The organism is Rheinheimera soli (assembly GCF_021290985.1).
GTDB classification, from domain to species: Bacteria; Pseudomonadota; Gammaproteobacteria; order Enterobacterales; family Alteromonadaceae; genus Pararheinheimera; species Pararheinheimera soli.
Window position 1 is genome coordinate 222,123 of sequence record NZ_JAJOYU010000001.1, and the last position, 25,496, is coordinate 247,618.

The following is a 25,496-nucleotide window of genomic DNA, read 5'->3' on the forward strand; positions in this document are numbered from 1 at the left end:
GCTCTCCTAGCAGCCAATTAACTTGCAGGTGTATTCAATACCATGCTGCCAGTTCAGGTTAAAATGAAACAAAAAGGTATCCATCGTCATCCACATGATCAATAAACCTGCCAACATACTGATAGGCATACCTATGGAGAAAATGTTTAATTGCGGCGCGGTACGGGTCAAGACACCAAAAGCAATATTCACTACCAGCATAGCGGTGACAGGAGCCAAAGTAATGGCAAGGGCCGTCACAATGATCCAACTACCAAACTCAGCTACTTGCCAGTATTTATTAACATCCAGCCACTGCCCGTCAATAGGCAAAGTTTCAAAACTGAACACCACCATCTGAAACATAATCAAATGACCGTCGTACACCAGAAACAATAAGGTGGCTAAAATCAGATAAAACTGGCCTATAGCCGGCACTGACACACCGTTGGCCGGATCGGCCATGGCAGCAAAACCTAAGCCGGTTTGAGTGGCCAGTATTTGGCCTGCGGTGACAAAAGCCTGCACAAAAATTTGCGAAATAAAACCTATGGCCAGCCCTATCAGAATTTGCTGGATCATTTGCACCACAAGATTCAGCGACATCAGATTGACGTCTTTCACCGGCGGCACCACTGGCATAATCATCACAATAAAAGCCGCACAAAATGCAGCTTTGACACGGGTAGGAATATTTTTTGCGCCAAAGGCTACCATAATAAACATCATGGCTGAGACTCGGGCAAAAGGCAGCATAAAGTCAGCAATAACCTGCAGTAATTGCTGTAGAGGGTATTCCATCAGCTAATAACCGTGGGAATGCTCATATAGAGCCTCTCGGTGTAATCCATAATGGTTTGAGTTAACCAATGGCCACCAAACATCAGCGCCAGCAAAGTAACAATTAAACGAGGTAAGAAGCTTAAGGTTTGTTCGTTGATAGAGGTTGCGGCCTGAAAAATAGATACGATCAGACCCACAATAAGCGACGGAATAATGGCCATGGAGACTATTAAAATCACCAGCCAAAGCGCGTCACTTAATATATCAACAAAAACCTCTGGACTCATGTCCCCACTCCGTAGCTGGTGGCTAAAGTTCCCATTACCAATAACCAGCCATCCACTAACACAAACATCATCAGTTTAAAGGGCAAGGCAATAATCATTGGCGATAACATCATCATACCCATGGCCATCAGAATACTGGCAACGACTAAGTCGATGATCAAAAACGGAATAAAAATCATAAAACCAATTTGGAACGCAGTTTTTAACTCGCTGGTGACAAAAGCCGGGATCACCACTGTGATAGGTAAATCTGCCACATTGTCTACTCTGGGCGTGCCCGCTATTTCTGCAAAAGTTTCCAAATCTTTCATTCGGGTTTGATGCAGCATAAAAGCTTTCATCGGCTTTATTGCTTCATCAAAGGCCTGAATCGAGGTCATTTCTTCAGCCAGATAGGGTTGCAGCGCTTTTTGATTTACCTCATCAAAAACCGGAGCCATGATAAAAAAGGTCATAAACAGCGTAATACCAATCAACACCTGGTTGGATGGTGAAGATTGCAAACCTATGGCCTGACGCAAAATAGCCAGCACCACAATAATACGGGTAAAACAGGTCATCATAATGACCATGGCTGGCAGGAAACTCAGGGCTGTCATCACTGCCAAAACTTGCAGTGTTACGCTGTAGTCCTGAGAACCATCGGGATTTGTCGTAACAGATAAAGCGGACAAAGAGCCGCCCTGCTGTGCCAGCAAATCAGGGGATAAAAGTAAAAGTACTAGTGCAAGTAATGGCCACATTTAAGAGCTCGACTTCTGTTTTTGTAGTAACGCCTGAAATTGAGTGCGCCAGTCTGGCGCAGCCGGATCGTCAACTAGTGGTTGTTCTAATTCAAACAGCATATTAATTTGGTTTGCCGTCACACCCAACACCCGCTGTTTGCCCTGCACTTCAATCACCAGAATGCGTTCACGTGGACCCAGCATCACAGAACTGACAATTTTAATATGGCTGGAACCTGGCAATTTTATCGCCAGCTTTTTATACAACCAGGCCAAGCCAAACAACAGCCCCAACACAATAATTAACGAGCCAAATACATTCATGATGTTCATGGCATTCATGCCGTTGCCCTGAACTGAAGGTGCTGCAGTGGCTGATACTTCAGCAACAGTTTCAGCAGCGACTGTCAGAAAAGGACTAAAGGCAGCCAGACCCAAGGTCATAACGCAACGACTTAACCGCATTAGCGCAGCTTCTTAATACGTTCGATCTGACTGATCACGTCGGTCAGACGAATACCAAATTTGTCGTTCACCACAACCACTTCGCCATGAGCAATCAAAGTGCCGTTTACCAATACGTCCAGCGGTTCACCAGCCAGACGTTCCAGCTCCACCACTGAACCCTGGTTCAGTTGCAGTAAGTTACGAATACTGATTTTGGCGCGTCCTACTTCCATAGAAATAGTGACAGGTATATCTAAAATAGTATCGAGTTTACGTTTTTCATCGACAGTCAGCTGAGCCGGTTCTTCTTTTAGTTCATCCAGCTCAACAGCCGAAACACCAGTGTCCACTTCAGCTTCCGCTAAAGCCGCGGCCCATTCGTCCATGGTATCTTGTTCATTCGCCATGATTATCTCTCCCCACGTTCAGATAAGTTTAAATCCGCTTCCAGTTCAGTAATATCCGCATCGCTGTCCAGGCGACGACCGCCTTTAGTGAACACATGCATCTCTGATTTCACGGACTCAGGTCGTTTAATTTTTTCGATGATTTTTAAGGCAATATTGTCGCGGGAACGTCCCATTTTTGCTCTGTAGGTCGGTAAATCTTCAATCAACACCGTAATATGATCTGGCATTTCCACCGGAATAATATCGCCAGCCTGCAGATTCATCAGTTGTTCCAGCGTAATGTCCACATCCAGCATTTTGGTGGTCAAATCCACTTTCACATCCATAATTTCGTCACGCAGCGCCTTACTCCAGCGTAAGTCGGTGTCTTCTTTATCACTTTGCACACCGGCATCTAAAAGCTCGCGGATAGGTTCCAGCATGGAATAAGGTAAGGCCACGTGGAAATCACCGCCACCGCCGTCCAGTTCAATATGGAAAGAGCTGATGACCACCACTTCGGTTGGACTGACGATATTAGCCATAGCCGGGTTGACTTCAGAATCCAGATATTCAAAGGAGACGTCCATCACTGGTGCCCAGGCTTCTTTATAATCTTCAAAGATAAGCTTCAGCAGCATTTGAATGATGCGGCGTTCCGTTGGCGTAAATTCCCGGCCTTCGATTTTGGCGTGGTAACGACCATCACCACCAAAGAAGTTGTCTACCAGAATAAACACCAGACGCGCTTCCATTGTAATAAGGCCTGTGCCTTTTAACGGACGGAACCGCACCATGTTTAAGCTGGTTGGAACAAAGAGGGTATGCACGTATTCACCGAATTTAATCATCTGTACGCCGTTAATGGAAACTTCGGCAGTACGGCGCATCATATTAAACAAGCTGATACGCATATGACGGGCAAAACGCTCGTTGACCATTTCGAGCGTGGGCATACGACCACGCACGATACGATCCTGGGAGGAGAAGTCGTATTCGGTCGCAGATCGGCCGCGACCGTCGCCACTTTCCTCGACCTCTTCTTCTTCGACGTCATCGACACCATGCAGTAGCGCGTCAATTTCGTCCTGGGACAATAAATCAGTCAAGCTGTTGCTCTCTTATTGCATCACAAAACCAGTGAAAAGCACTTCTTCCACTACTTCACTGCCAGCCACGCCAGTTAAGGCTTCCTGCACATCTTTCAGCGCTTTTTTCTTTAAATTCTCTTTGCCTTCAACTGTGATCAGTTCTTCGGCATTGCTGGTACTAAAGTTACGTAACAAGGTGCTTTCAATTAATGGAATATGCACTTTGGCAATCTCTTCATTGTTGCTGCCACGTACTAACAACTGTACTTTAATTTGCACCAGACGATCTTTAGAAGCACCAGGCACATTAAAGATAAAAGGCCGCGGCATACTGACGTACAAGGCGGTACCTTTGGCTGCCAATGCATTTGGATCTACTGCTGCAGCTGTCTCCGCACCAGCTTCAGCCGGAGCTGGTTCAGACGAACCACCTGACATCATCAGCACAGCAACTACAGCACCAACGGCAAGTACAACAGCTGCACCTATGATGATGATCAGCTTTTTCTTTTTCGCTTTACCGTCACCAATTTCTAAGTCTTTACCCGCCGCCATTTTTATTCCTTATCCACTGTGATCAAACCGTATTATTGACCTCGCCATTCATCAAAGGCAATCTCTAACTGTGCATCTGCCGTTTTTCTGCTCTTATGAACAAAAACAAAAGGGATACGGCCTGTTTTGCTCTGCTCAAAACCAGCTGCTTTCTGATCTTTAGGCGTAATAGTCCACCACGCGGTCTGGATTCTTCGTCGGCACCAGGGCTGGATCATTTACCTGCTCAGAACCATCAGCAGCAGTGCCCACAGCTTGACCACCGGCGGTACGGCGCCCTCCTTCCTGACCTGAAGAAGATTGGTTTTGCTGCTGTACCGAGCCCTGACTCAGTTCAATGCCTTGCTGTTGCAATAATTCTTTGAGTTTTGGCATTTGTTGCTCCATCAACTCTTTGGCATTGCCCTGCTGCACCATAAACTGCACCGACATTTGGTCCTGCTGCAAACTTATTTTGATCTGCATCGAGCCTAATTCTGAAGGATCCAGTCGAATTTCAGCGGTATGCACTTTGTCTTTTACCATCATCAGCATCTTTTCTTTTAACTGATTTGAAGCTTCTGGCTGGATCAAATTCAGTTTCTGTCCAAGCGGGTCCACCGGCTTTTGACTTTGCTCTGACACGAGGTCACGAGCTGTGACAGTAAGCGCTGCGCTGGCTTTTTCCAGACTGGATTTTAACTGACTGCTAAATGTATTGATTTCTGTCGCGACAGGGTTACTGCTTTTTTGCTGCTCAATAACGCTGAGCAAGGTTTCAGCTTTACTCTGCTGACCGGACTCACCGGAAGAAGATGATGCTCCTTGCTCTCCCTGAGCGGACAGAGTAGCTGTTTGAATTTGTTTTAAGACCTCTTCAGTCGTCACTTTAGCTTCTGATGGCACAACTTTGCTTTGTTTGACCACCGGAGCTAATACTGCAGCTGCACTTTGAGCCTGTATTGAGGCTTTTGGATCAGCAGTCGAAGCTTGTGTGCTCAGGTTTTCGGTCTCAGACTCCTGCTCTTCAGACTGTGCAACAGTCAGGCTAACCCCTTTAGGCAAATTGGGCTGCTCTGATTGAACCACAGCTTTATTAATCCCTACCACTGCAGTCGGCTCTTTAGTTTCAGCCTCTGCAGGCTCAGTTTTCCCGGTATCAACCAGGCTTTTTAATGATTTCTCAATCTGAGCTGAAACTTTGCTCTGATCAAGGCTTGTGTCTTTTTGGATTTTAACCAGAGCCTGGTCCGCAGCCTGTTCCGTTAGGGTTTCAGACAAGCTCTGCTGACCATCCTGCGGTGTTTTTTGAGCCAATTGAGCTACGCTGGCTTGTTTTAATGGGGTATCAACAGCGTCATTTTTTACTGACAGGTTTTTATCTGCTGGCGAAATCAGCTTTAAAGCTTTTAACTCTTCTGCTGTCAGATGCTGCTCTGAGTCTTGACTTGCCAGCGGCAGATTTTTCAGCACAACAGCACCTTCGTGCTCAGTGGCCGCTAAAGCCTCAGCACCTTGCGCCGTTGTTGCTGGATCTGCCACCTGTTTTCCTGCGGCCTTGATCTCTGCCGGGTCGCCTATCATTCCTGGCCAGTTTTTATCAACTTTCGGCCCTACGACTACTATAGAATCGGGTTCTGCTTTTTCAGCTTTGGTTAAACGTTCATGCAAAGTTTTTGCTTTTTCCAGCAAGTTTAACCAATGTGATTGTTCTGCTTCGCCTTTTTCAGCGATCACCAGTTCCACTTCAGCTTCAGTCAGTGTTTTGTCATCTTTAACTTCTGAAGGGCTAGTAGTCACCGCAGATCCGGCGGCCTCGCTTTTAGTGTCGGCTGTGCCAGCACTCTGGTTTTCAGACGATTTGTGCAGATCCGACACTTCTGAGGCATTATTCTGCCGCGTTTTAGCAACAGATTTAGCTGATTTTTCCGGCGCTTTGCCATTTACCTCAGCAGCCAAAGTAGCGGCAAAACTTTGATCCGGCTCTGTAGAACCGTCGTTTGACAACCCAGCTTGTGGCTTTGCTGCTAAGACGGGCTCAGGGCTAAGCAGTGTCATTGATAATAATTCAGCCATCGATCACTCCGGTCCGGATGCAAGCAGCTGTGCTGCTTTTGCTTGTTAGTGCCTGTATGGAGCAGGCAATACATGAATGAGCAAACTACATAATAGAAAAGACATACAAAATACGCGCCACACTTAACTGACTCTGCGGAAAAATTGCTGAGAGGCTATTTCATCCAACATTTTTTGCTCTTGTTTGTCCGCTTTACGTTGTACTTCTGCCAGTTCCCGTTCAATCAGTATTTCCAGCGCTTTACGTTTTTTCTGCATCTCCAGTAGCTGAAGCAAACGCTGATCGGCACTGGCCTTGGCTTGTTGCACGTACTGCTGCTGCGCCGTTAAAGCTGCATCCAGCTTACCAATGAAGTTCAGATATTGATTAAAACTGCGGCCCGCCATACCTTGTTGGCCGCGGCTTTGAGTTTGTTGTACATACTCAATACGATAATCGGCCAGCCCCTGATATTTTTGCTGCATCGACTGGTAGTTCTGTAGTGCAGCTCTGTACTGTGCATGTAATTTGTCTTCTTTTTCCTGCTGGACTTTCACCAACAATTGAAGCTGTGCAAGGGCCATAAATTAGCGTCCTAAGTGAGCAGGCAAGAGTTTATCCAGTTGTGTCAGACTTTCGTCATAAGGCACAATATCTTTCATTTCCTGCTGTAAGAAACCACGGATCTTTGGCATTAGTGTTACAGCGGCATCCAGTTGCGGATCGGCACCTTTGACATAAGCACCAATTGAAATTAAATCTTTGCTTTGCTGGTAAGAGGCATATAACTGCTTTACAGCACGGGCCAGTTTTTGGTGTTCCATACTGGTCACCGCAGGCATAACCCGGCTGATCGACTTTTCAATATCGATGGCGGGAAAATGACCGCTGTCAGCGAGCTGACGCGAAAGAACTATGTGACCATCCAAAATAGCACGGGACGCATCAGCAATAGGGTCTTGTAAATCATCGCCTTCAGACAATACGGTATAAAAAGCGGTGATAGACCCCTGACCCACAGCACCATTACCAGCCCTTTCGACCAGTGCCGGTAATTTGGCAAATACCGAAGGCGGATAGCCCTTAGTGGCTGGGGGTTCACCTACAGCCAAAGCAATTTCCCGCTGCGCCTGAGCATAACGGGTGATGGAATCAAGCAGCAGTAACACATCAAGCCCTTGCTCCCGGAAATATTCAGCCACCTGCACTGCAGTTTCGCAGCCTTTTAAACGCATGAGTGGTGATACATCGGCAGGAGCCGCCACGACCACAGAACGTTTGCGGCCTTCTTCACCGAGAATTTCATCAATAAACTCTTTAACCTCACGGCCCCGCTCACCGACTAAACCAACCACTATCACATCAGCGGCAGTACCGCGGGTCATCATGCCCAAAAGCACAGACTTACCTACACCTGAGCCTGCAAACAACCCCATACGCTGGCCTTTGCCTACGGTAATAATGCTGTTGATAGCGCGTACGCCTACATCCAGCGGGGCATGAATAGGCTGACGTTGTAATGGATTAATAGGAGGTTTTTTCGCGCCGCCAAATTCCTGACTTAAAATCGGCCCTTTGCCATCCAGTGGTTTACCCGCACCGTCAATAACCCGCCCGAGCAATGCCATGGTTAAAGGCACCCCTTTGAAATCATTTAAAGGAGTCACTTTTGCACCAGGCACTACACCTGACACATCATCTTTAGGCATTAAAAAAATACGATCGTTGGCAAAACCCACCACTTCTGCAAATAACTGACCGGATGCGGTTTCAACATGACAAGTCTGGCCTATAGCCGCGGTGCAGCCTGTAGCTTCCAGAGTCAGCCCGACGACCCGAACCAAACGTCCGGCCAGATTGGGCCTGCTTTTTTGAATATGCTGCAGCTGTTGCTTTAAGTTAGCGGCTAACTGTGACGACGACATAAAACTCCTTAAACAAAGCCTGCAACAAGACAGAGCTTGATATTAATCAGGAGAATGCAAGAAATGCTCCAGACTGCTTTGCAATCTGTGTTTAATACTTCTGTCCATCGAAGATAATGGGGTCTCCAGCAGACAACCACCGCGTTCAATAGCCGGGTCTGAGCGCAATTGCCAATGCCGCTCTGCTAATTGCTCTGCACTGAAATGCTGTTCAAGCACAGCAATATCATCAGGATGAAGTTTGATCAGAATATGTTCGGTTTGCAGTGGTAATACAGCCGTCGCATCAGACAGTGTTTTTAAAATAACCTGTGGATTAGTTTTCACTTCAACAGCAATCACAGCTTCTGCCATGGCCAGACAAAGTTGCAGCAGTTGCTGCTCTACCTGCTGATCGATTTGCAATAAAGGCTGTTGCAACTGATCCAGCAAGGCAGCCAGTTCCTGCTTTTTCTGCTCGATTTCTTCAGTGGCTTGCTCTAAGCCCAGTTTTTTACCTTCGGCCTGGCCTTGGGTCAAACCATCAGCACTGCCCTGTTCGCGGCCTTCTTCGTAACCTTTAGAAAAACCTTCTTCTTTACCTTGAGCAAAACCTTCATCAAAAGCGGCCTGACGTATTTGTTCAATATCGTCAGCCGTCAGAGGCTTGATGTCCAGTTCAGTGTCTTCTTCTACTGCTACTGCGGCAACCTTTTGTGTTGGCAGTGTTTTATTCAACGCATTGGTTTTTCCAAGCGGAGCCTTTTTATCTGATGTCAGTTCAGGACTTGGCCAACGTTTGAGTAGTTCCAATAACTCATCCGTTGGCGCAAAAGGTTGTTTGGTTCTGAAAGGATCCATGGTCATACAGCTTTACTCCACAATCCTGTTACAGGAAGTCTTCACCACCACCACCACCCAGCATAATTTCGCCGGCATCCGCCAGACGACGCGCCACTGACAGTATATCTTTTTGTGCCGCTTCCACTTCGCTGACACGAACTGGTCCCATGGCTTCCAAATCATCGTTCAGCAATTCAGCCGCCCGTTTGGACATATTTTTCAGGATCTTCTCTTTTAAGTCACCATCAGCGCCTTTCAATGCTTTCATCAACGCATCCTGCTGTACTTCACGCAGAATGGTCTGAATGGCCCTGTCGTCCACGTCGATCAGGTTTTCAAATACAAACATCAGATCCTGAATTTGTTGTGCCATTTCTTCGTCATGTTCACGAATAGCATCCATCAACTGACCTTCAACATTGGTGTCGAGGTAGTTCATAATATCGGCCGCAGCTTTTAAGCCGCCCATTTTCGCGGCCTGAGCACCAGCCTGACCAGCAAACTGTTTCTCCATAATTTCGTTTAATTCTTGCAGTGCCGCTGGTTGTACTTCTTCCAGGTTGGCAATACGCATAGTTAAGTCTAAACGCACTTTTTCCGGGAACTGCGACAGAATTTCGGCAGACTGTTCCGGCTCTAAATAGGACAAAACAATAGTCTGGATCTGAGGGTGTTCGTTGCGGATGATATTCGCCACCTGCTTCGAGTCCATCCATTTCAATGAGTCCAGGCCTTTGGCGCCACCACCCAGAATAATCTGGTCAATCAGATTCGAGGCTTTCTCTTCACCTAAGGCCGCAGTTAAAGCACGGCGGATAAAGTCTTCGCTCTGGAAGCCGATAGTACTGAAATTCTGAATTTGCTCGATAAAAAGCCGGTGCACAGCGGCAATTTTGGCCTGGTTCAGATCATCGATCTGCGCCATCGCCATGCCCACCTTTTGCACTTGTTTTGGCTCCAGGTGTTTTAAAATCTGTGCAGCGTCCTCTTCTGACAAACTCAGCAACAGGATGGCGGCTTTCTCGACGCCATCTAATTTGCCTACGTCAAAGCTCGGCTTGGTGTTTTCAACATTACTCATCTTCGGCTAACCAATTTTTAACGACCAATGAGGACAATTCAGGTTCATTCGCAACCAGAGCCCGAACCGCTTTTAACAGATCTTCATCACCATGCAAGTCTGGCAGCATCAATGTGCCATCCGCAGCGAAACCTACAGACTTCGCATCAAACTCGCGGGTTAACATATCCAGAGTATCGTCACCCAGATCCAGACCACTGCTTAAAGAAGATTCATCATAAACATCCTGAGTATCTTCAGGGTAAATCAGTTTCTTCAACATTGGACGAACCACAGCAACAATCAACACGATAATAATCAGTGTACCCATCACCAGCTTCAGCATACGGGCAAACCATTCCTGCTCGTAAATAGGAGGTTCAACAGCTTCAGCCATAATACTGCGGGCAAAAGGCACAGAGACAACTTCTATAGTATCGCCCCGTTGTACATCAAAACCAATGCCTCCTTGCAATAAACGACGGATATTGGCAATTTCAGCCTGAGAACGTATTTGTGGTTCAGTCACAGTGCCATCGGCTGCTGTTGTACCTGGCATATAATCCACAGCAACAGAAACACTGATCCGACGGATCACACCGGACTGCTGAGTCGAATGACTGATGGTGGTATCCAGTTCATAGTTACGGGTCATTTCTTTGGTATTGCGACCAGGCACCACAGGTTTACTGGCATCCGCTCCCACTGCTTGTTCAGGAATAGCGCTGTTCAGTGGCGGCTGGTTGGTTAAAGCACCAGGAATGCCGCCTAAGCCACCACCCACGCTGTTTTCTTCAATGCTCATTTCGCTGCGCACTGCAGGTAAATCAGGATTAAAACGTTTTTGCGTTTGTTCAACAGCAGTAAAATCCATTAATAAATCAACCTGAGCTGTGTAGTTATCTACGCCCAGCACAGGGATTAAAATGGAGTCAATTTTCTGACGATATTCTTCTTCACGAGCGCGTTCCATCTCGTATTCTTTGCGACTACGGGCTGATGACGCGTCTTGCGAGCCACTATTCAGCAGACGACCATTTTGATCCGTCACAGTCACACGGCTGGGTTCAAGACCTTGTACCGCAGAAGCCACTAAATCGACTATCGAATCGACTTCACCGTCTTTTAAGCTTTTACCACCACGAACTGTCACCATTACAGTAGCTGACGGTTGTTTTTCACGGCGGGCAAAAATATTCTCTTTTGGAATTGCCAGCAGCACACGGGCGGTAGCAATACTTTGGAATTGTTCGATAGTACGGGCCAGTTGCTGTTCGCGGCTGTGTTTTAACCGTTCCATCTCTAAACGCTGGCTGACGCCAAAACCACTGTCCTGCATCAGAATTTCATCGCCGGTGGTTTGTTGCTGCTGTAAACCAGCACGTGCCAGTTTCAGCTTAATATCCTGATATTCTTTACCGGACACCATCACCACCTGGCCTTCGAGTTTGTAATCTACTTTCTGGCTATCCAGATAGTCCAAAGTTTCAATCAGCTCTTTGGTTTCAAAAGTACCTAAAGGACGCATATCAGGCTCGCGGGCCCACAAAATAATCAGCACAGCTAATGCAATACAGATAGTTAAAGCGACAATCAGACTGATTTGCCGCACCATATCCATGCCACCGCCCATAGAGCCAAGGAAGCCGGATTTCTGCTCTTGCTGCACCGCAGTGCTGCTGCCAAAATCATCTGACGAAATTGCCAGTTCAGTTGAGGTACTTTCTGCCACGTTTTAATCCCCCGCCTTAGACCGGCATCGACATAATTTCTTTATAGGCTTCAACCAGCTTGGTTCGCACCTGCACTGTGGCTTCAAAGGCTAAAGAGGCTTTTTGCCCGGCAATCATGGCCTGAGCCAAAGACACTTTAGGGTCACCCATTTCAACGGCCGTACTAAGTTGCCGACTCTCTCCTTGCAAGCCATTCACTTTATCCAGCGCACCTTTGAGCATGGCGGAGAAATCAGATTGGCTGGTATTTTGCTCAGGGATAGCCGGAATGGCCATTTCTGAAGGCACACTTCGGGCTTGTGAAGCGAGGGACTGAAGTTCCTGATAAAGACTGTGACCTTGACCTTGAATGTTCATCTGCTGTGACCTGTCAAAATATTGCTATTACTACGATTAACAGAGATAAAGCAGGGATCGTGCCAGTATTGAGGGTCTGAACTTTGGCTCTGCTCTTAATAGGGTTTCAAGGAGGCTGCAGAGTTTAAATGTCAATTTAAAACAGTTACTTAAATTAAAGCAAGGAAGGTTAGGCAGGGGCTGAAATACTGATTTGAAGGCAGTAAACAGAAGGTCAGAGCCGAAGCTCTGACCTGTGGGTTTAAGCAGGTAACTGAATACCAGACTCTCGCATCCGGGCCAGTTTGTATCTTAAGGTACGGGCACTGATCCCCAACCGCTCGGCCACTTCTTTGCGGCTATTGGCACAAGCACGCATAGTTTCCAGAATAATACGGTGTTCCTGCTCGTAAATTTCAGATTTAAACACACTGACATCCAGCTCACCGGCCTGAGTCAGAGCTGCATCAGGCATGCTGTCCATCATATTGGGGGCTGATTCCAACAAAATGTCGGCCGCATTAATTTGTTCGCCATCACAAATAATCAGTGCGCGTTGTACTATGTTATCCAACTCACGCACATTACCTGGCCAGTAATGTTGCGTCAGTTTGTGCTGAGCTGCATAACTTAACAGAGGCTGAGGCATACCTGTGCTACGACAATGCCTTTCTAATAAATGCATCGCCAGCGGCACTATGTCAGCCGGACGTTCTGCTAATGCAGTCCAGGTCAGAGGGAATACGTTCAGACGATAGTACAAATCTTCGCGGAATTTGCCTTCGGCCACAGCTTGTTTTAAATCTCTGTTACTTGTGGCAATCACCCGCACATCCAGTTTAATAGTTTTACGTGCACCTAAACGCTCCACTTCGCGTTCCTGCAACACCCGCAGTAATTTCGCCTGCAGGTTTAAATCCATTTCACTGATTTCATCCAGCAAAATAGTACCTTGCTGGGCTTGTTCAAACTTGCCGGGGCAAGCCTGTATAGCGCCGGTAAAAGCACCTTTTTCGTAACCAAACAAGGTGGCTTCCAGCATATTTTCCGGAATAGCAGCACAGTTAATAGCCACAAAAGGACCATCGGGACGACCACTTTGCTGATGGATATAACGTGCCAGAACTTCTTTACCAGAACCACTTGGCCCCAACACCAGCACATTGGCATCAGAACGGGCGACTTTCGCTGCCAATTTGACCAGCTGTTTGCCCTGCTCTGAATGCACTACAGGTTCAATAGTCGCCACTTCTGCGCCTAACGCATAGCGGCTTACCATATTGATCAGTACTTCAGGAGAAAATGGTTTCGCCAGATAATCCACAGCACCATTGCGTATTGCCACTACCGCGTCATTGACGTTAGCGTAAGCCGTCATCATCAACACAGGCAAAGAGGGGTAATTCAGTTTCACCGTCTTGAGTAAATCTAAACCTGACATAGTGCCCATTTGCACATCACTGATCAGCAAAGAGATTTTATGCTCTTTTAACAGCTGCAAGCCTTGTTCAGCACTTTGGGCTGGCACCACCTGATAATTCGCCAGACTCAGCGTGTCACACAATGCTTCGCGTAAACCGGCATCATCTTCAACGACCAAAATACTAGTTGTTTGCATAACTTAACTCCTGACCTGCAGTTACAGGCACATAGACGGGAAACAATAATTCAAAACGAGCGCCCCCCTGGGCTGAAGTGCAATAACGAATAGTGCCATTGTGAGAGTGAGCCACGGCCTGCACAACCGCCAGTCCAAGGCCAGTGCCCTGACTACGGGTGGTAAAAAAGGGTTCAAAAATTTGTTGTTGTAAATGCTCTGGTACACCAGGGCCATTGTCTTCGACCGCTATCATCACTAACTGAGGATTAACAGTATCTAAGCGGGCTTCGAGTTTCAGCACCGCCCCCTGACCAATGATTTGCATGCTGTTTTGCAATAAATTCTGAATAGCACCAGCTAAGCTGCGTGGGTTTCCCAGAATTTGCACATCAGGTTCTGGTAGCTGCACACTGATTTGACTTTGCTGTTGCTCCACCAAAGCCTCAACACCTGCAAACACCTCGGTCAGCAGTTGCTGCAAAGATAAGGCTTCTACTTGCTGCTCTCGTCCTGCGCGGGCAAATAACAGCATGTCATTGACCTGCTGTTCTAAATCCACCAGACGGGCCACCAGCTTATGCTGAAATTGCTCACGCGAATTTGGGTTCAATTTAGGACTGGTTAAATTCTGGGCATATAACAAAGCTGAGGATAATGGAGTGCGGATTTGATGCGCCAAGGACGCCATCATTTTGCCAAGGGTAGATAAACGCTGTAAATGAGCCAGTCGGCTTTGCAACTGACGGGTTTCAGTCAGATCAGTTAATACAATCAACTGCCCTGCTTCAGGCTCTAAGGAACTGATTGCCAGTTTGACTCTGCGCCCATCTAATAAGGACACTTCCATACCGTCATCGCTGCGGGGCCGGAACGAGCGCGCTATCACATCCAGCCAGCGCTGCCCCACTAAGGGTTCGCCTAAGATAGAAATAGCAACGGGATTAGCCTCAGCCACATAACCCCGCTCATCCAGCACTATAACGGCTGTTGGCAGGTTATTGACTAAATGCTGCAGGCGACGGGCCTGACGGGCCGTATGAATGGCAGTTGCTGCCGGTACTTCTGGCTGCGCTTGTGGCTGCATTTCTGCTGCAACATAAGCATAAGCTTTGGCGGTACTCATAACGTCTCTGCAAATGAATTGACACTAGCCATTCAAATGCACAAGACATGCCACAATTCATTACAGATTTAAGGTATGTAAAATCAATAACTTAACAGGTCATTTTTTTGACAGTTCAGCTATCAGGCTTGGCTTTCATCACGCATTAAATTGTATTTACGCATCTTCTCTACCAGAGTTGTACGGCGCAAACACAGAACATCTGCAGCTCTTGCAACTACATAGTCGTGCCGTTCCAGTGCCTGAGTAATTAAAGAAATTTCCAGTTCAGCTAAAAACTCTTTTAAATCCATGCCCTGCTCCGGCAAGACTTCAATGCTGCCTGCTTGAGGGAAAATCAGCTCGTCAGTGCTTTCGTCGTCATCGTCACTGCTTTGGAATAATTCGTTAATGGCATCCCGCTCCAGCAAGGCATCCGGATAAACAGGCACATAAGTTTCCACTTCCAGATGGCGGTATTTTTGTGGGAGTTCAGCCACATCCACCACTTGATTTGGAAACATAATAGCCATACGTTCCACCAGATTAGCCAGCTCACGCACATTACCAGGCCATGGGTGCAGTTTTAAACTCTCCAGCGCCCTTTCGGTAAATTTTACTTTGGCATGACCTTGCTGCTCAGTGCGGATAATCAGTTCCTGTACCAACAAAGGTAAGTCATCGCTTCTGTCACGTAAAGCCGGGGTTTCAATAGGAAAGACATTCAGGCGATAAAATAAGTCTTCACGAAAACGCCCTTCTTCAATCATGTTTTCCAGCGCTCTATGAGTCGCCGCAATAATACGCACATCAGCACGAATAGGCTGACTGCCGCCTACCCGCTCATAAATCCGCTCTTGCAGCACTCTTAATAACTTCACCTGCATAGGCAAAGGCATATCACCAATTTCATCCAGAAACAGAGTTCCGCCCTGTGCCAATTCAAAGCGGCCTTTACGGGTGGAAATCGCACCGGTAAAAGCACCTTTTTCATGACCAAACAACTCGCTTTCTAATAGTTCGGCCGGAATAGCACCACAGTTCAGTGGTACAAAAGGCCCCTGATGACGGTTTGATAACACATGAATATTACGGGCAACCACTTCTTTTCCTGTGCCTGAATCTCCAAGAATTAATACATTTGCGTCAGTTTTGGCCACTTGTTGGATCAGGAAACGGACCTGCTGCATAGCCTGAGTTTGGCCAACCATGCCAATAAAACGCGATTGCTCACATTGGCCTTTCTGGCCTGGCAATAACCGTTGGTACTCCTGACAATCCCGCAGTAACTGGGTAAAAGAAGCGTAAGAGAAAGGTTCGGTCAGTAAGCCAACCACATTGGCTAAACCTAAATGATGTTTCAGAGTTTCACCCAGCAACAAAAAAGCACAAGCCGGATAACGACGGATCAGCTGTTCATGATCCTGACTGGACAAAGCCCCTAATAAAATCACAGCTTGTGAGCCTGCATGTAAATGCTGGTCCAGTTCGTGGTAGTTCAACAACTGATGAGTTTCAGAAATAAAACTCAGCACAGCGCCTAAACGAGAGGTTCGTTGTTCCTGCTGATCAAGAATGTAGAGCTTGGTGGTCATAAGACTCAGACTTTTACTGCTTTTTTATCATTCTACAAAGCTTGTCTGAGGTTGCAAGGTAAAACGCTATTTTTTTGACACTGGTGTCAAAAAAATAGCGTTTTATAAGAGGAAAACAGAATTAAAAATTAAGCTAACAGCTTTAAGGCTTGTTGTTCAGAAACACGGCCCTGGCTAATCACAGAAATAGAAGCTTGTTCACGAACACCGGCTGCCACTTGTTCTGTGACCGCTTTAGCATAATCCAGATCCTGAATACGGCTGATGGCTTCCTGCTCGTTTACATTCTGCGTTTGCAAATTACGGGCTGTAGACTGTAAAGCGTTAATAGTAGCGCCTAAATCCGTTCTGTTGTTATCCACCAGTTGTGAAGAACTCTGAATAGACTTCAGCGAAGCCTCTGCACTTTCGGCAGAAGACAAATCAATACTAAAAGCACCTGAATCAGTTAACTTAGTGGATAAATCCTGAGTTTTAATACTGATACTGCCATTGCCTGTTCCTACAGGGATAGAGCCATCCTGATCAAATAATTTGATGCCGGCAAATTCAGTATTTTTAATTTGGTCCTGAATACTGGCGGAGTAAGCATCAGCTTGTTTTTGCAAGGCCTGACGGTCTGAAGCAGTTAAAATACCACTACCAGCCTGCACAGCTAAACGGCCCATTTCATTCAGATTATCTGTCACGCCCTGCAAGCCTTGATCGGCCACAGTAGCTAAAGAGATACCATCGTACACATTCTGGGTGCCCTGAGCTGAAGCATTGGCACTCTGAGTTAAACGGTTGGCAATTTGTAATCCGGCAGCATCGTCAGCAGCGCTGTTGATACGACGTGCAGTGGCTAATTTCTTCAGCAAATTTTCAGATTCATTGGAATTGAATTTCAGCTGGTTTTCATTGGCGAAAGAGCTACCGATTTTCATACTACTACCTCAGGCTATTCCGAAACGGATTGGCTATGAAAGGAGTCTACCTCAAAATGAGCTGTCTGCCCAAGCTTTAAACTGTGCTTTTTTTAGACAATAAAGTTATAACCAGATGATTCTAAGCTAAGCGCCTATTTAAAAAGGATTTTTTAATAGTGGAATAAATTATGCTAAGGTTTGTTACAGTGGGTATAGATCCAATATGACTGTCAGTTTTATGACGACAAGAGCACATTGTGAAACACCACAAATGTGGGTCACAAAGTTCTTACTTGCGGCAGACAGAACAATTACAACAAACTGGGGCGAACATGATTCTTTACGGTAAACAATGTATAAGTGATGCCGATATCAACGCTGTAGTTGACGTCCTTAAAAATAGTAACCTGACGCAGGGGCCTAAAATCAAAGAGTTTGAGAAGGCCATTAGCGACTATACCAATTGTAAGTTTGCTGTTGCCGTTAACAGCGCAACTTCCGCCTTGCATATCGCAAACTTAGCCTTAGGCGTAGGCCCTGGAGATCTGGTTTGGACATCCCCAATAACATTCGTGGCTTCGGCAAATAGTGCTCTTTATTGCGGGGCATCGATTGACTTTGTAGATGTGGACATAGCCACAGGAAATATGTGTACATTGTCCTTAGCTGCGAAACTGGCACAAGCCAAACAGCAAGGCAGACTCCCTAAAGTGGTCATACCCGTCCATCTGGCTGGCCATAGCTGTGATATGGAAGAGATTGATAAACTTGCCAAAATATACGGATTTCGAGTTATTGAGGATGCCTCTCATGCAATAGGAGGTAGTTTCAATCACAAAAAAATTGGAGCATGTGAATTCAGCGATATATGTGTATTCAGTTTCCATCCTGTAAAAATAATAACTACAGCTGAGGGAGGATTAGCCACAACAAATGACCCTGAGTTAGCAAAAACTTTAATGATGTTGCGCAGTCACGGTATAACAAAAGAACAAAATGAACTGGTGAGACTAGATGAGGGAGATTGGTATTATGAACAACATAGCCTTGGTTTCAACTATAGAATCACTGATTTACAGGCAGCTCTGGGCTTAAGCCAACTGAAATCGATAGACAGCTTTACTGCCAGAAGAAACACCTTATCAGGTCAATACCGAAAATTACTTAAAGAGCAGCCACTGGACATAGTTGAACCTTTACACGATTGTTTTAGCGCAAGACATCTGCAAATCATAAAGCTTCATGATGAATCAATTAGACGAAGTGTTTTTGATACTATGAGAGCTAGAGGGATTCAGGTTCATGTCCACTATTTTCCTGTACATCTACAGCCTTTTTATACAAACCTTGGATTTAAGGAAGGCGATTTCCCCAAAGCTGAACTATTTTACAAAAAGATTCTTACGTTACCCCTTCATCCTCAACTTTCAGAGGATGAAATTGATTTTGTTTGTTCAAACCTCATTGAGCTTTTACATTAAGTGAAAATGGCCATTATTCCGGCACGCGGCGGCAGTAAACGTATTCCGCGTAAAAACATCAAAGACTTTAATGGCAAAGCCATGATTGGCTGGTCTATCGAAGCCGCTTTGTTATCTGCGGCTTTTGATGAAGTGTGGGTATCAACAGATGATGCAGAAATTGCAGCTGTGGCGCAAAGCTTTGGCGCCAAAGTGCCTTTTATCCGCCCTGCCGAATTATCAGACGATCACACTGGCACCTCAGCTGTAGTTCGCCATGCGATCAGCTGGGCACAGCAGCATCAACTCAAACCCGAATTGGTTGCCTGCATCTACGCCACAGCCCCTCTGCTTCAAGCGGATATGCTAAAAGAGGCCATGCAGCAACTGCAGCAGGATCCCGCTTTAGACTATGTATTCTCTGGTTGTCGTTTTAGTTTTCCTATTCAGCGTGCTTTGTATCGCTCTGAGTCAGGCAAAGTCAGTGCAGTAGACCCAGCATCTATTCCTAAACGATCACAGGACTTGCCTGAAACTTTTCATGATGCAGGCCAGTTTTATTGTGGTCGTGCTCAAAGCTGGCAAGATGCAAAACCGGTGTTTTCGCCAAGCTCATATTTGTATGAGCTGCCACAGTATTTGGTGCAGGATATAGACACAGCAGACGACTGGCTGCGGGCTGAACTTTTACATCAACTGCTGTTAAGGCAGCTATGACAGTCAGCAGAAAAGCGCTATTTCGGGTCGATGCATCCGCAGTGATAGGTTCAGGCCATCTGATGCGTTGCCTGACCCTGGCCAAAGCATTACAGCAATCAGGTTGGTCTGTTGTTTTTGCCTGTCGCGCTCATTCCGGCAATTTAATTCAGTGGTTGCGTGATCAAGGTTTAGACGTCCTTGAATTAACAGCTCCTGCGACAAATACCCAAGCCACAGGCTATGCCGCCTGGCTTGGCGTAACAGAGCAGCAGGATGCGACAGAGCTTATTGGGCAACTGCAACAACCTGTCGATTTATTAGTGATTGACCACTACGGCTTGTCCAAAACATTTGAACAGGCAATGACAAGTTTTTATCGCAAATTGCTGGTGATTGATGACTTAGCTAACAGGCCTCATCACTGTGATTATTTGTTGGATCAAAACCTTTACCCGCAGCTGCACAACAGGTATGACTTACTAGTGAATAAAGACGCTCAGCTGCTGTTAGGCCCCTCTTATGTGCTGCTACGTCCGGAATTTGCAACTTATCAACGAACGACAAAAGCCGATCAACTGCGCTTTTTAGTGTTTTACGGTGGTACAGACGAGCTGAATTTAACCAATTTAACCATTTTGGCCTTACAACAACTTCAGAAAACTGACTTTCATGCCGATATAGTCATAGGCTTGGCCAATCCACACAGGATTGAGCTTGAAAAGCTCTGTGCTAAAGACAGTCGTTTTACTTTATATGTGAATACGCCACAGATGGCAAAGTTGATGAGTCAAGCCACTTTAATGATAGGTGCAGGTGGTTCCACCCATTGGGAGCGCTGTGCTTTGGCTTTACCTGCTGTGGTGGTGACTTTGGCAGAAAACCAGTTGGCCAGCACCTTGTGCTTAGCCGATACAGGAGCTTGTGTTTATCTGGGGCCAGGTCAGGATTTAACAGCAGCGTTGCTAGCACAAGAGCTGCAGCAGTTGCTGGATAATCCAGAGCAGTTGCAACAGATGTCAAAACAAGCCAAACAACTGGTGCCGCAAGGCGGCGGTTGTGCTGCTATTGTAGATTTACTCAACACAGAATTTCAGGGCCGGCATTAAAGGCCAACAGCAGTACAGGAAAATACAGATGAGCAAAGCACTTTTGGATATTCAGTTAGGCCAGCATTGGGTTGGACCTTCTCATCCGCCTTTAATTATTGCTGAGCTGTCCGGCAATCATGATCAGTCACTGGATAAAGCGCTGGAGATGATAGATGCAGCAGCTGCGGCTGGCGCTCAGGCCATTAAATTACAAACCTACACAGCCGACACCATGACGCTGGATATAGACACAGGCGAGTTTTACATCGAAGATAAAAACAGCCTCTGGCACGGCACCACTTTGTATAAGTTGTATCAGATCGCCTATACACCATGGGACTGGCATAAAGCCATTTTTGAACGAGCCAAAAGCCACGGCATGCTGGCGTTCAGCACCCCTTTTGATTTAACCGCGGTGGATTTTTTAGAATCACTGGATGTACCTTGTTATAAAATTGCCTCTTTTGAAAACAGCGACCATGCTTTACTGGCCGCCGTTGCGAAAACTGGTAAACCAGTAATTATGTCAACAGGTATGGCTACACAAACCGAATTGTCAGAATCAGTCGCAGTATTACGAGCCAACGGCTGCCAACAGTTAATTTTATTAAAATGCACCAGCCATTACCCGGCAGACCCTGTTGACGCCAATCTGGCTACCATCCCACATATGGCTACTTTATTTGATTGCCAGGTAGGGTTATCTGACCATACGGCAGGCATTGGTGTTGCGGTCGCAAGTGTAGTTTTGGGTGCGACCGTGATTGAAAAACACTTTGTTCTGGATAGAGCTGAAGGTGGAGTCGATGCAGAGTTCTCGCTTGAGCCGGAAGAATTCAGTGCTCTGGTCAAGGAATGCAAACGCACTGCTGTTGCTCTGGGGAAAGTGACTTATGGTGGCACAGAAAAAGAACAAGCTTCACGCAAATTCCGCCGCTCGCTGTACATCGCTGAAGATATGCAGGCTGGTGATATGTTCACACCGCAAAACCTACGTTCAATCCGGCCAGGACTTGGACTGGAGCCGAAATATCTGCCAATGCTATTGGGTAAACCCATTAAAAAATCAGCGAAAAAAGGCACTGCAATGAGCTGGGAGTATTTGTAAGTTTATGACTGGCATCAAAACTTATCCGATAAGCCATTTTAGTGCTTTAACCGCTGCAGATTTAGAAAGAGTATGGCACTGGCGTAATCAGAGTGAAATTCGGCGCAATATGCACAATGATGCTCCTATCAGTTGGCAAGAACATTTAAGTTGGTTTGATAAGCTGCAATCTGATGAAAGCCGGCAAGTATTTATCTTTAAACAGAACGATCGACCTATAGGCGTATTAAACTTTAGTCAGCGCAGTCAGGGAGTGATCGAATGGGGCTGTTATCTCGGCGAAACCGATGTCTGGCCAGGCTCAGGTTTATTGCTTGAAATTGCTGCGCTGGATTATGCTGCCACTCAAATCGAGCTAAGCAGTCTTTATGCCGAAGTGTTATCCTTTAACCAAAGTGTCGTAAGGATGCATGAATTTTTTGGCTATCAGCCCCTGCCAGACCGACCGGGTCAAATGCGTAACGATGAACCTTATATGGTTAACGTATTCAGCTATGAACTTGATGAATGGCGGAAAAATCGCATTCGGGTATTGGCGAGATTGCCCAAACAAATCTGTGCTGCCGCCGATCTTATTCAATTTACTTAATAGGCTGATTGATACCGTGAAACTGGAACAAACTATTCGTAATACTCTGGCTCAGGTAGCCATTATCGCCAACTGCAAGCTGATAGCTGATATCACCGATGACACAGTGCTTCTTCAAAGTGGTCTTGATTCTCTTGGCTTTGCCATGCTGGTCGCCCAATTGGAAGAAGATCTGGGCATTGACCCGTTCAGCCAAATGCAGATTGCTGTGTATCCACGCACCTTTGCCGAATTCGTTACTATTTATCGTCAGGCACAGCAGGGCGGGAACGAATAGATAATGGACCTGCTGCAACAATTACAGCAAGCAAATTACAGTGGTACAGCACTGACCGGTAGTGAACAGGTCGGCTACCAGCAACTCATTGCAGGTGCCATAGCAATACGTCTGCAGTATCCACAGTTACAGAAACAGGCAATAGCTTTACACTACACGACTCTGCCATCGTTTCTTATCGCACTGCTGGCATTTGATGGCTGGAGCAGCGCCTTGTATCTATTGCCTGAAACTGCTCTGGATATACCGGAGCTGGTTCAACAATGGCCCAGTGAAACCTCAGTTAAACAGCACTCTGCAATGCACTCAACTATTGGTAGCCAAGAAACCCGCTGGTATTTGGCAACATCGGGCACTACCGGAACACCTAAATGGATTGCACATACTTTTGCCAGCTTAAGCCGCGCGGTCAAGATATCGGTTGATCAAAGCACACTGCATTGGGGACTATGTTATCAACCCACCCGCTTTGCCGGTTTACAGGTATTGCTGCAAAGTATGATGTCTGGAGCTTGTATCAGCGATTGCAGCAGTGGCGATGCAGAACAGCGTATAGAGATGATGTTAAGCTCAGATGTTACAGCATTATCAGCAACACCGTCGTTATGGCGTCAATTGCTGATGACTGGCCGCTTGCATCAACTCCCCCTTGTCCAATTGACACTAGGTGGCGAAATTGCCGATCAGGGCTTGCTGAACAAGCTATCTACTTTGTTTCCTTCCGCCCGTATATTACATATTTATGCTTCGACAGAAGTAGGCGTGGGCTTTGCTGTTTCTGACCAAAAGACAGGTTTTCCGCTGAGCTGGTTAGGTACTAATCATAGTGGCCTGGCATTTAAAATCGACGGACAACAACACCTTTGGCTAAAACTTCCTCACACGCCAGATAGCAACCTCGCCAAACGTCTTGATAGCGAGGGTTATCTGGACACAGGCGATTTAGTCCATATTCAAAATGACCGCGTACAATTTCTAGGCCGCGACAGTGGCGTCATCAATGTTGGTGGCAATAAAGTACACCCTGAACAAGTAGAGCAGGTGTTATTGCAAATAGCGGATGTATTACAGGCCAAAGTATATGCCAAAGCCAGCAGTGTGCTTGGCCAGTTGGTGGTGGCGGATATTGTTGTTGTCGCTAACGCTGATCACTCCAAACTGCAACCCTTACTAGTTGAACATTGCCAGCAGCAACTGGCACGCTACCAGATCCCCACCCGATTTAACTTTGTTGATAGCTTAAGTACGAATGCCACTGGCAAATTGAGTAGAAAGGAGCCTCATGGCTAAGTTAGTGATTGTTACCGGCGCCAGCCGAGGTCTGGGGTTAGCTATTTGCCGTCAACTACTTGCTGCAGGTTATGAAGTGCTTGCACTTGCCCGTACCTTGTCGAACGAATTGCAGCAATTGCAGCTGCATAACGATAAAAGACTATATTTTACTGCTGTAGATCTGGCCGACCTGGAACAGCTGCCAACCCTTTGCGGCGCGCTGGTAAAACAATACGGTCGTCCTTATGCGCTGATTAATAATGCAGCAGTCGGTTATGACGGTGTGCTGGCAACCATGCACAACAGTGAAATCTCCAGTCTGCTGAATATTAATGTGCAGGCCCCAATTCTGCTCAGCAAATACCTGTTAAGGCCAATGCTGCTAAATCAGAGCGGACGTATCATTAATATTTCATCTATTATCGCCCGAACTGGTTTTAATGGATTAAGTGTGTACGCCGCCAGCAAAGCCGCACTGGAAGGTTTCAGCAAATCGCTGGCGCGAGAAGTTGGCAAAGCAGGTATTACCGTGAATTGCGTTGCACCCGGCTATATGCAAACTGACATGACCAATAGCCTGCAAGGCGATAAGCTGGAAAGCGTCAAACGCCGCAGCCCGCTGGGCAGGCTGGCTACTACGGATGATGCTGCGGCTGCAGTCTTGTATTTGCTTAACGAGCAGGCTGCTGCTATCACAGGTACTGTGATTACAGTGGATGCTGGTAGTACGGCCTGAGTACTAAATAAGTATAAAGATAGATTTCAACGCGGACCTTAATCTTTGTCAACACGATATGGCTTATTTACAGTGCCAATAAAGCCTGAAAAAGGCTTCAAAATCCAAAAGGAGCAACGATGGACAAAATATATATCTACGGCACCGGCAGTGGTGCTCGCAAATATTACAACAACAACCATCAATATGAGGTCCTAGGTTTTGTTGACTCAAATGCAAGAGTTAATAGCGACCCCTTTTGCAATTTGCCGGTAATTGCTCCAACAGAATTAGTGAAGAGCGAATATGACTATGTCGTCTTAGCAAACGAGTACGCAGCTACATTTTATGTGTTACGAGATTTATCCATTCCTTTACAAAAAATTAAGTTTATTTATCACAAATCCTTACTGGAAGTGATGAGCAAAGAATCTCAACTCTACTTTGGGCAATATGAAAATCCAGAGCTACCGCTTGCAGCCTACTATTCTCTGGCAATGTCGTATCAGGATGCGGCTAACCAAGAGGCCATATATAGCTCTGAATATGATTATGTTCGGTTCAAATTACTTGAGCTACTGACAGAACAAATCCAGCAGCAAAATATCAGCGGCAACCTGGCTGAAGTAGGAGTATTCAGAGGTAACTTTGCCAGAGTTATCAACACGCTGTTTGCCAACAGAACTTTATACCTGTTCGATACTTTTGCCGGTTTTGATCCCACAGAAAGGGAAACCGATATTCAAAACGGCTATTCCGCCCCTGAATTTTTTACTCGTAATAATAATTTTGTCGATACTAGTGTTGAACTGGTTATGCAACGAATGCCACATCCTGAACGTTGCATCCCAAAGGTAGGCTTCTTCCCTGAATCCCTCGACGGCTTAGAAGACAACTTGCACTGGTGTCGATAGAC

The 25,496-nt window shown here is 46.3% G+C and carries 27 protein-coding genes; 9 read left to right on the plus strand and 18 right to left on the minus strand.

All coding sequences use genetic code 11. The annotated features are described in order from the left end of the window. Positions 1-6 precede the first annotated feature (6 nt). From fliR to LSG37_RS01110, 18 genes are all read right to left on the minus strand, one after another. Positions 7-780 (minus strand): flagellar biosynthetic protein FliR, encoded by a 774-nt coding sequence (gene fliR / locus LSG37_RS01025; RefSeq protein WP_233078000.1) that lies wholly within the window; start codon positions 778-780, stop codon positions 7-9. Continuing rightward, on the minus strand, positions 780-1,049 hold the full coding sequence (gene fliQ, locus LSG37_RS01030; RefSeq protein WP_233078001.1) for a flagellar biosynthesis protein FliQ: 270 nt from the start codon (positions 1,047-1,049) through the stop codon (positions 780-782). The genes fliR and fliQ overlap by 1 nt, the downstream gene beginning before the upstream one ends. After that, positions 1,046-1,792: a flagellar type III secretion system pore protein FliP gene (gene fliP / locus LSG37_RS01035; RefSeq protein ID WP_233078002.1), complete on the minus strand. Its 747-nt coding sequence runs from the start codon at positions 1,790-1,792 to the stop codon at positions 1,046-1,048. The genes fliQ and fliP overlap by 4 nt, the downstream gene beginning before the upstream one ends. Next, on the minus strand, positions 1,793-2,239 hold the full coding sequence (fliO, locus tag LSG37_RS01040; protein ID WP_233078003.1) for a flagellar biosynthetic protein FliO: 447 nt from the start codon (positions 2,237-2,239) through the stop codon (positions 1,793-1,795). Further along, positions 2,239-2,628: a flagellar motor switch protein FliN gene (gene fliN, locus LSG37_RS01045; RefSeq protein WP_008898500.1), complete on the minus strand. Its 390-nt coding sequence runs from the start codon at positions 2,626-2,628 to the stop codon at positions 2,239-2,241. The genes fliO and fliN overlap by 1 nt, the downstream gene beginning before the upstream one ends. 2 nt (positions 2,629-2,630) lie before the next feature. Then, positions 2,631-3,719, minus strand: coding sequence for a flagellar motor switch protein FliM (gene fliM, locus LSG37_RS01050; RefSeq protein ID WP_233078004.1), 1,089 nt, complete (start codon positions 3,717-3,719; stop codon positions 2,631-2,633). A gap of 12 nt (positions 3,720-3,731) precedes the next feature. Then, the gene (gene fliL / locus LSG37_RS01055) at positions 3,732-4,256 is read right to left on the minus strand and encodes a flagellar basal body-associated protein FliL (RefSeq protein ID WP_233078005.1); all 525 of its coding nucleotides are present in this window, start codon (positions 4,254-4,256) and stop codon (positions 3,732-3,734) included. A gap of 159 nt (positions 4,257-4,415) precedes the next feature. Further along, positions 4,416-6,311, minus strand: a complete 1,896-nt coding sequence (locus LSG37_RS01060; protein WP_233078006.1) for a flagellar hook-length control protein FliK — start codon at positions 6,309-6,311, stop codon at positions 4,416-4,418. Positions 6,312-6,434: 123 nt separating this feature from the next. Next, positions 6,435-6,875, minus strand: coding sequence for a flagellar export protein FliJ (gene fliJ, locus LSG37_RS01065; RefSeq protein WP_233078007.1), 441 nt, complete (start codon positions 6,873-6,875; stop codon positions 6,435-6,437). A gap of 3 nt (positions 6,876-6,878) precedes the next feature. Beyond that, complete coding sequence (fliI, locus tag LSG37_RS01070; RefSeq protein ID WP_233078008.1) at positions 6,879-8,216, minus strand: flagellar protein export ATPase FliI; 1,338 nt, start codon at positions 8,214-8,216, stop codon at positions 6,879-6,881. Between the two features lie 42 nt (positions 8,217-8,258). Further along, the gene (fliH, locus tag LSG37_RS01075) at positions 8,259-9,062 is read right to left on the minus strand and encodes a flagellar assembly protein FliH (protein WP_233078009.1); all 804 of its coding nucleotides are present in this window, start codon (positions 9,060-9,062) and stop codon (positions 8,259-8,261) included. A 22-nt stretch (positions 9,063-9,084) separates the two neighbouring features. After that, positions 9,085-10,119: a flagellar motor switch protein FliG gene (gene fliG / locus LSG37_RS01080; protein ID WP_233078011.1), complete on the minus strand. Its 1,035-nt coding sequence runs from the start codon at positions 10,117-10,119 to the stop codon at positions 9,085-9,087. Continuing rightward, positions 10,112-11,830 (minus strand): flagellar basal-body MS-ring/collar protein FliF, encoded by a 1,719-nt coding sequence (gene fliF, locus LSG37_RS01085; protein ID WP_233078012.1) that lies wholly within the window; start codon positions 11,828-11,830, stop codon positions 10,112-10,114. Before fliF ends, fliG begins: the two co-directional genes overlap by 8 nt. A gap of 16 nt (positions 11,831-11,846) precedes the next feature. After that, entirely contained in the window at positions 11,847-12,188 is a 342-nt protein-coding gene (gene fliE, locus LSG37_RS01090; protein WP_233078013.1) for a flagellar hook-basal body complex protein FliE, read from the minus strand. A 241-nt stretch (positions 12,189-12,429) separates the two neighbouring features. After that, a complete protein-coding gene (locus tag LSG37_RS01095) occupies positions 12,430-13,785 on the minus strand; it encodes a sigma-54-dependent transcriptional regulator (RefSeq protein WP_233078014.1) in 1,356 nt (451 codons plus the stop codon). After that, complete coding sequence (locus LSG37_RS01100) at positions 13,772-14,890, minus strand: sensor histidine kinase (protein ID WP_233078016.1); 1,119 nt, start codon at positions 14,888-14,890, stop codon at positions 13,772-13,774. The genes LSG37_RS01095 and LSG37_RS01100 overlap by 14 nt, the downstream gene beginning before the upstream one ends. Before the next feature lie 122 nt (positions 14,891-15,012). Then, positions 15,013-16,464 (minus strand): sigma-54 dependent transcriptional regulator, encoded by a 1,452-nt coding sequence (locus tag LSG37_RS01105; protein WP_233078017.1) that lies wholly within the window; start codon positions 16,462-16,464, stop codon positions 15,013-15,015. Positions 16,465-16,592: 128 nt separating this feature from the next. Further along, the gene (locus LSG37_RS01110) at positions 16,593-17,390 is read right to left on the minus strand and encodes a flagellin (protein ID WP_233078018.1); all 798 of its coding nucleotides are present in this window, start codon (positions 17,388-17,390) and stop codon (positions 16,593-16,595) included. 239 nt (positions 17,391-17,629) lie between these two features. Between LSG37_RS01110 and pseC the strand changes: the two genes are divergently transcribed. From pseC to LSG37_RS01155, 9 genes are all read left to right on the plus strand, one after another. Further along, on the plus strand, positions 17,630-18,853 hold the full coding sequence (gene pseC / locus LSG37_RS01115; RefSeq protein WP_366515538.1) for a UDP-4-amino-4,6-dideoxy-N-acetyl-beta-L-altrosamine transaminase: 1,224 nt from the start codon (positions 17,630-17,632) through the stop codon (positions 18,851-18,853). 6 nt (positions 18,854-18,859) lie between these two features. Next, positions 18,860-19,549: a pseudaminic acid cytidylyltransferase gene (pseF, locus tag LSG37_RS01120; protein ID WP_233078019.1), complete on the plus strand. Its 690-nt coding sequence runs from the start codon at positions 18,860-18,862 to the stop codon at positions 19,547-19,549. Further along, positions 19,546-20,637 carry a UDP-2,4-diacetamido-2,4,6-trideoxy-beta-L-altropyranose hydrolase gene (gene pseG, locus LSG37_RS01125; protein WP_233078020.1) on the plus strand — a complete coding sequence of 364 codons (1,092 nt, stop codon included), beginning with the start codon at positions 19,546-19,548 and terminating at the stop codon, positions 20,635-20,637. The genes pseF and pseG overlap by 4 nt, the downstream gene beginning before the upstream one ends. A 28-nt stretch (positions 20,638-20,665) precedes the next feature. Beyond that, a complete protein-coding gene (gene pseI, locus LSG37_RS01130; RefSeq protein ID WP_233078021.1) occupies positions 20,666-21,727 on the plus strand; it encodes a pseudaminic acid synthase in 1,062 nt (353 codons plus the stop codon). Positions 21,728-21,731: 4 nt separating this feature from the next. After that, positions 21,732-22,316 (plus strand): UDP-4-amino-4,6-dideoxy-N-acetyl-beta-L-altrosamine N-acetyltransferase, encoded by a 585-nt coding sequence (gene pseH / locus LSG37_RS01135; protein WP_233078022.1) that lies wholly within the window; start codon positions 21,732-21,734, stop codon positions 22,314-22,316. Between the two features lie 16 nt (positions 22,317-22,332). Further along, a complete protein-coding gene (locus LSG37_RS01140; RefSeq protein WP_233078023.1) occupies positions 22,333-22,593 on the plus strand; it encodes an acyl carrier protein in 261 nt (86 codons plus the stop codon). Between the two features lie 3 nt (positions 22,594-22,596). After that, positions 22,597-23,883, plus strand: coding sequence for a class I adenylate-forming enzyme family protein (locus LSG37_RS01145; RefSeq protein ID WP_233078024.1), 1,287 nt, complete (start codon positions 22,597-22,599; stop codon positions 23,881-23,883). Beyond that, entirely contained in the window at positions 23,876-24,601 is a 726-nt protein-coding gene (locus LSG37_RS01150) for an SDR family NAD(P)-dependent oxidoreductase (RefSeq protein ID WP_233078025.1), read from the plus strand. Before LSG37_RS01145 ends, LSG37_RS01150 begins: the two co-directional genes overlap by 8 nt. A 119-nt stretch (positions 24,602-24,720) precedes the next feature. Continuing rightward, complete coding sequence (locus tag LSG37_RS01155) at positions 24,721-25,494, plus strand: TylF/MycF/NovP-related O-methyltransferase (protein ID WP_233078026.1); 774 nt, start codon at positions 24,721-24,723, stop codon at positions 25,492-25,494. The last annotated feature ends 2 nt before the right edge of the window (positions 25,495-25,496 follow it).

What these genes read in the sequence shown, in the direction of transcription:
- fliR (WP_233078000.1), bottom strand. Translation starts at nt 780, where the DNA reads ATGGAATACCCTCTACAGCAATTACTGCAGGTTATTGCTGACTTTATG.
- fliQ (WP_233078001.1), bottom strand. Translation starts at nt 1,049, where the DNA reads ATGAGTCCAGAGGTTTTTGTTGATATATTAAGTGACGCGCTTTGGCTG.
- fliP (WP_233078002.1), bottom strand. Translation starts at nt 1,792, where the DNA reads ATGTGGCCATTACTTGCACTAGTACTTTTACTTTTATCCCCTGATTTG.
- fliO (WP_233078003.1), bottom strand. Translation starts at nt 2,239, where the DNA reads ATGCGGTTAAGTCGTTGCGTTATGACCTTGGGTCTGGCTGCCTTTAGT.
- fliN (WP_008898500.1), bottom strand. Translation starts at nt 2,628, where the DNA reads ATGGCGAATGAACAAGATACCATGGACGAATGGGCCGCGGCTTTAGCG.
- fliL (WP_233078005.1), bottom strand. Translation starts at nt 4,256, where the DNA reads ATGGCGGCGGGTAAAGACTTAGAAATTGGTGACGGTAAAGCGAAAAAG.
- LSG37_RS01060 (WP_233078006.1), bottom strand. Translation starts at nt 6,311, where the DNA reads ATGGCTGAATTATTATCAATGACACTGCTTAGCCCTGAGCCCGTCTTA.
- fliJ (WP_233078007.1), bottom strand. Translation starts at nt 6,875, where the DNA reads ATGGCCCTTGCACAGCTTCAATTGTTGGTGAAAGTCCAGCAGGAAAAA.
- fliI (WP_233078008.1), bottom strand. Translation starts at nt 8,216, where the DNA reads ATGTCGTCGTCACAGTTAGCCGCTAACTTAAAGCAACAGCTGCAGCAT.
- fliH (WP_233078009.1), bottom strand. Translation starts at nt 9,062, where the DNA reads ATGACCATGGATCCTTTCAGAACCAAACAACCTTTTGCGCCAACGGAT.
- fliG (WP_233078011.1), bottom strand. Translation starts at nt 10,119, where the DNA reads ATGAGTAATGTTGAAAACACCAAGCCGAGCTTTGACGTAGGCAAATTA.
- fliE (WP_233078013.1), bottom strand. Translation starts at nt 12,188, where the DNA reads ATGAACATTCAAGGTCAAGGTCACAGTCTTTATCAGGAACTTCAGTCC.
- LSG37_RS01095 (WP_233078014.1), bottom strand. Translation starts at nt 13,785, where the DNA reads ATGCAAACAACTAGTATTTTGGTCGTTGAAGATGATGCCGGTTTACGC.
- LSG37_RS01100 (WP_233078016.1), bottom strand. Translation starts at nt 14,890, where the DNA reads ATGAGTACCGCCAAAGCTTATGCTTATGTTGCAGCAGAAATGCAGCCA.
- LSG37_RS01105 (WP_233078017.1), bottom strand. Translation starts at nt 16,464, where the DNA reads ATGACCACCAAGCTCTACATTCTTGATCAGCAGGAACAACGAACCTCT.
- LSG37_RS01110 (WP_233078018.1), bottom strand. Translation starts at nt 17,390, where the DNA reads ATGAAAATCGGTAGCTCTTTCGCCAATGAAAACCAGCTGAAATTCAAT.
- pseF (WP_233078019.1), top strand. Translation starts at nt 18,860, where the DNA reads ATGGCCATTATTCCGGCACGCGGCGGCAGTAAACGTATTCCGCGTAAA.
- pseG (WP_233078020.1), top strand. Translation starts at nt 19,546, where the DNA reads ATGACAGTCAGCAGAAAAGCGCTATTTCGGGTCGATGCATCCGCAGTG.
- pseI (WP_233078021.1), top strand. Translation starts at nt 20,666, where the DNA reads ATGAGCAAAGCACTTTTGGATATTCAGTTAGGCCAGCATTGGGTTGGA.
- pseH (WP_233078022.1), top strand. Translation starts at nt 21,732, where the DNA reads ATGACTGGCATCAAAACTTATCCGATAAGCCATTTTAGTGCTTTAACC.
- LSG37_RS01145 (WP_233078024.1), top strand. Translation starts at nt 22,597, where the DNA reads ATGGACCTGCTGCAACAATTACAGCAAGCAAATTACAGTGGTACAGCA.
- LSG37_RS01150 (WP_233078025.1), top strand. Translation starts at nt 23,876, where the DNA reads ATGGCTAAGTTAGTGATTGTTACCGGCGCCAGCCGAGGTCTGGGGTTA.
- LSG37_RS01155 (WP_233078026.1), top strand. Translation starts at nt 24,721, where the DNA reads ATGGACAAAATATATATCTACGGCACCGGCAGTGGTGCTCGCAAATAT.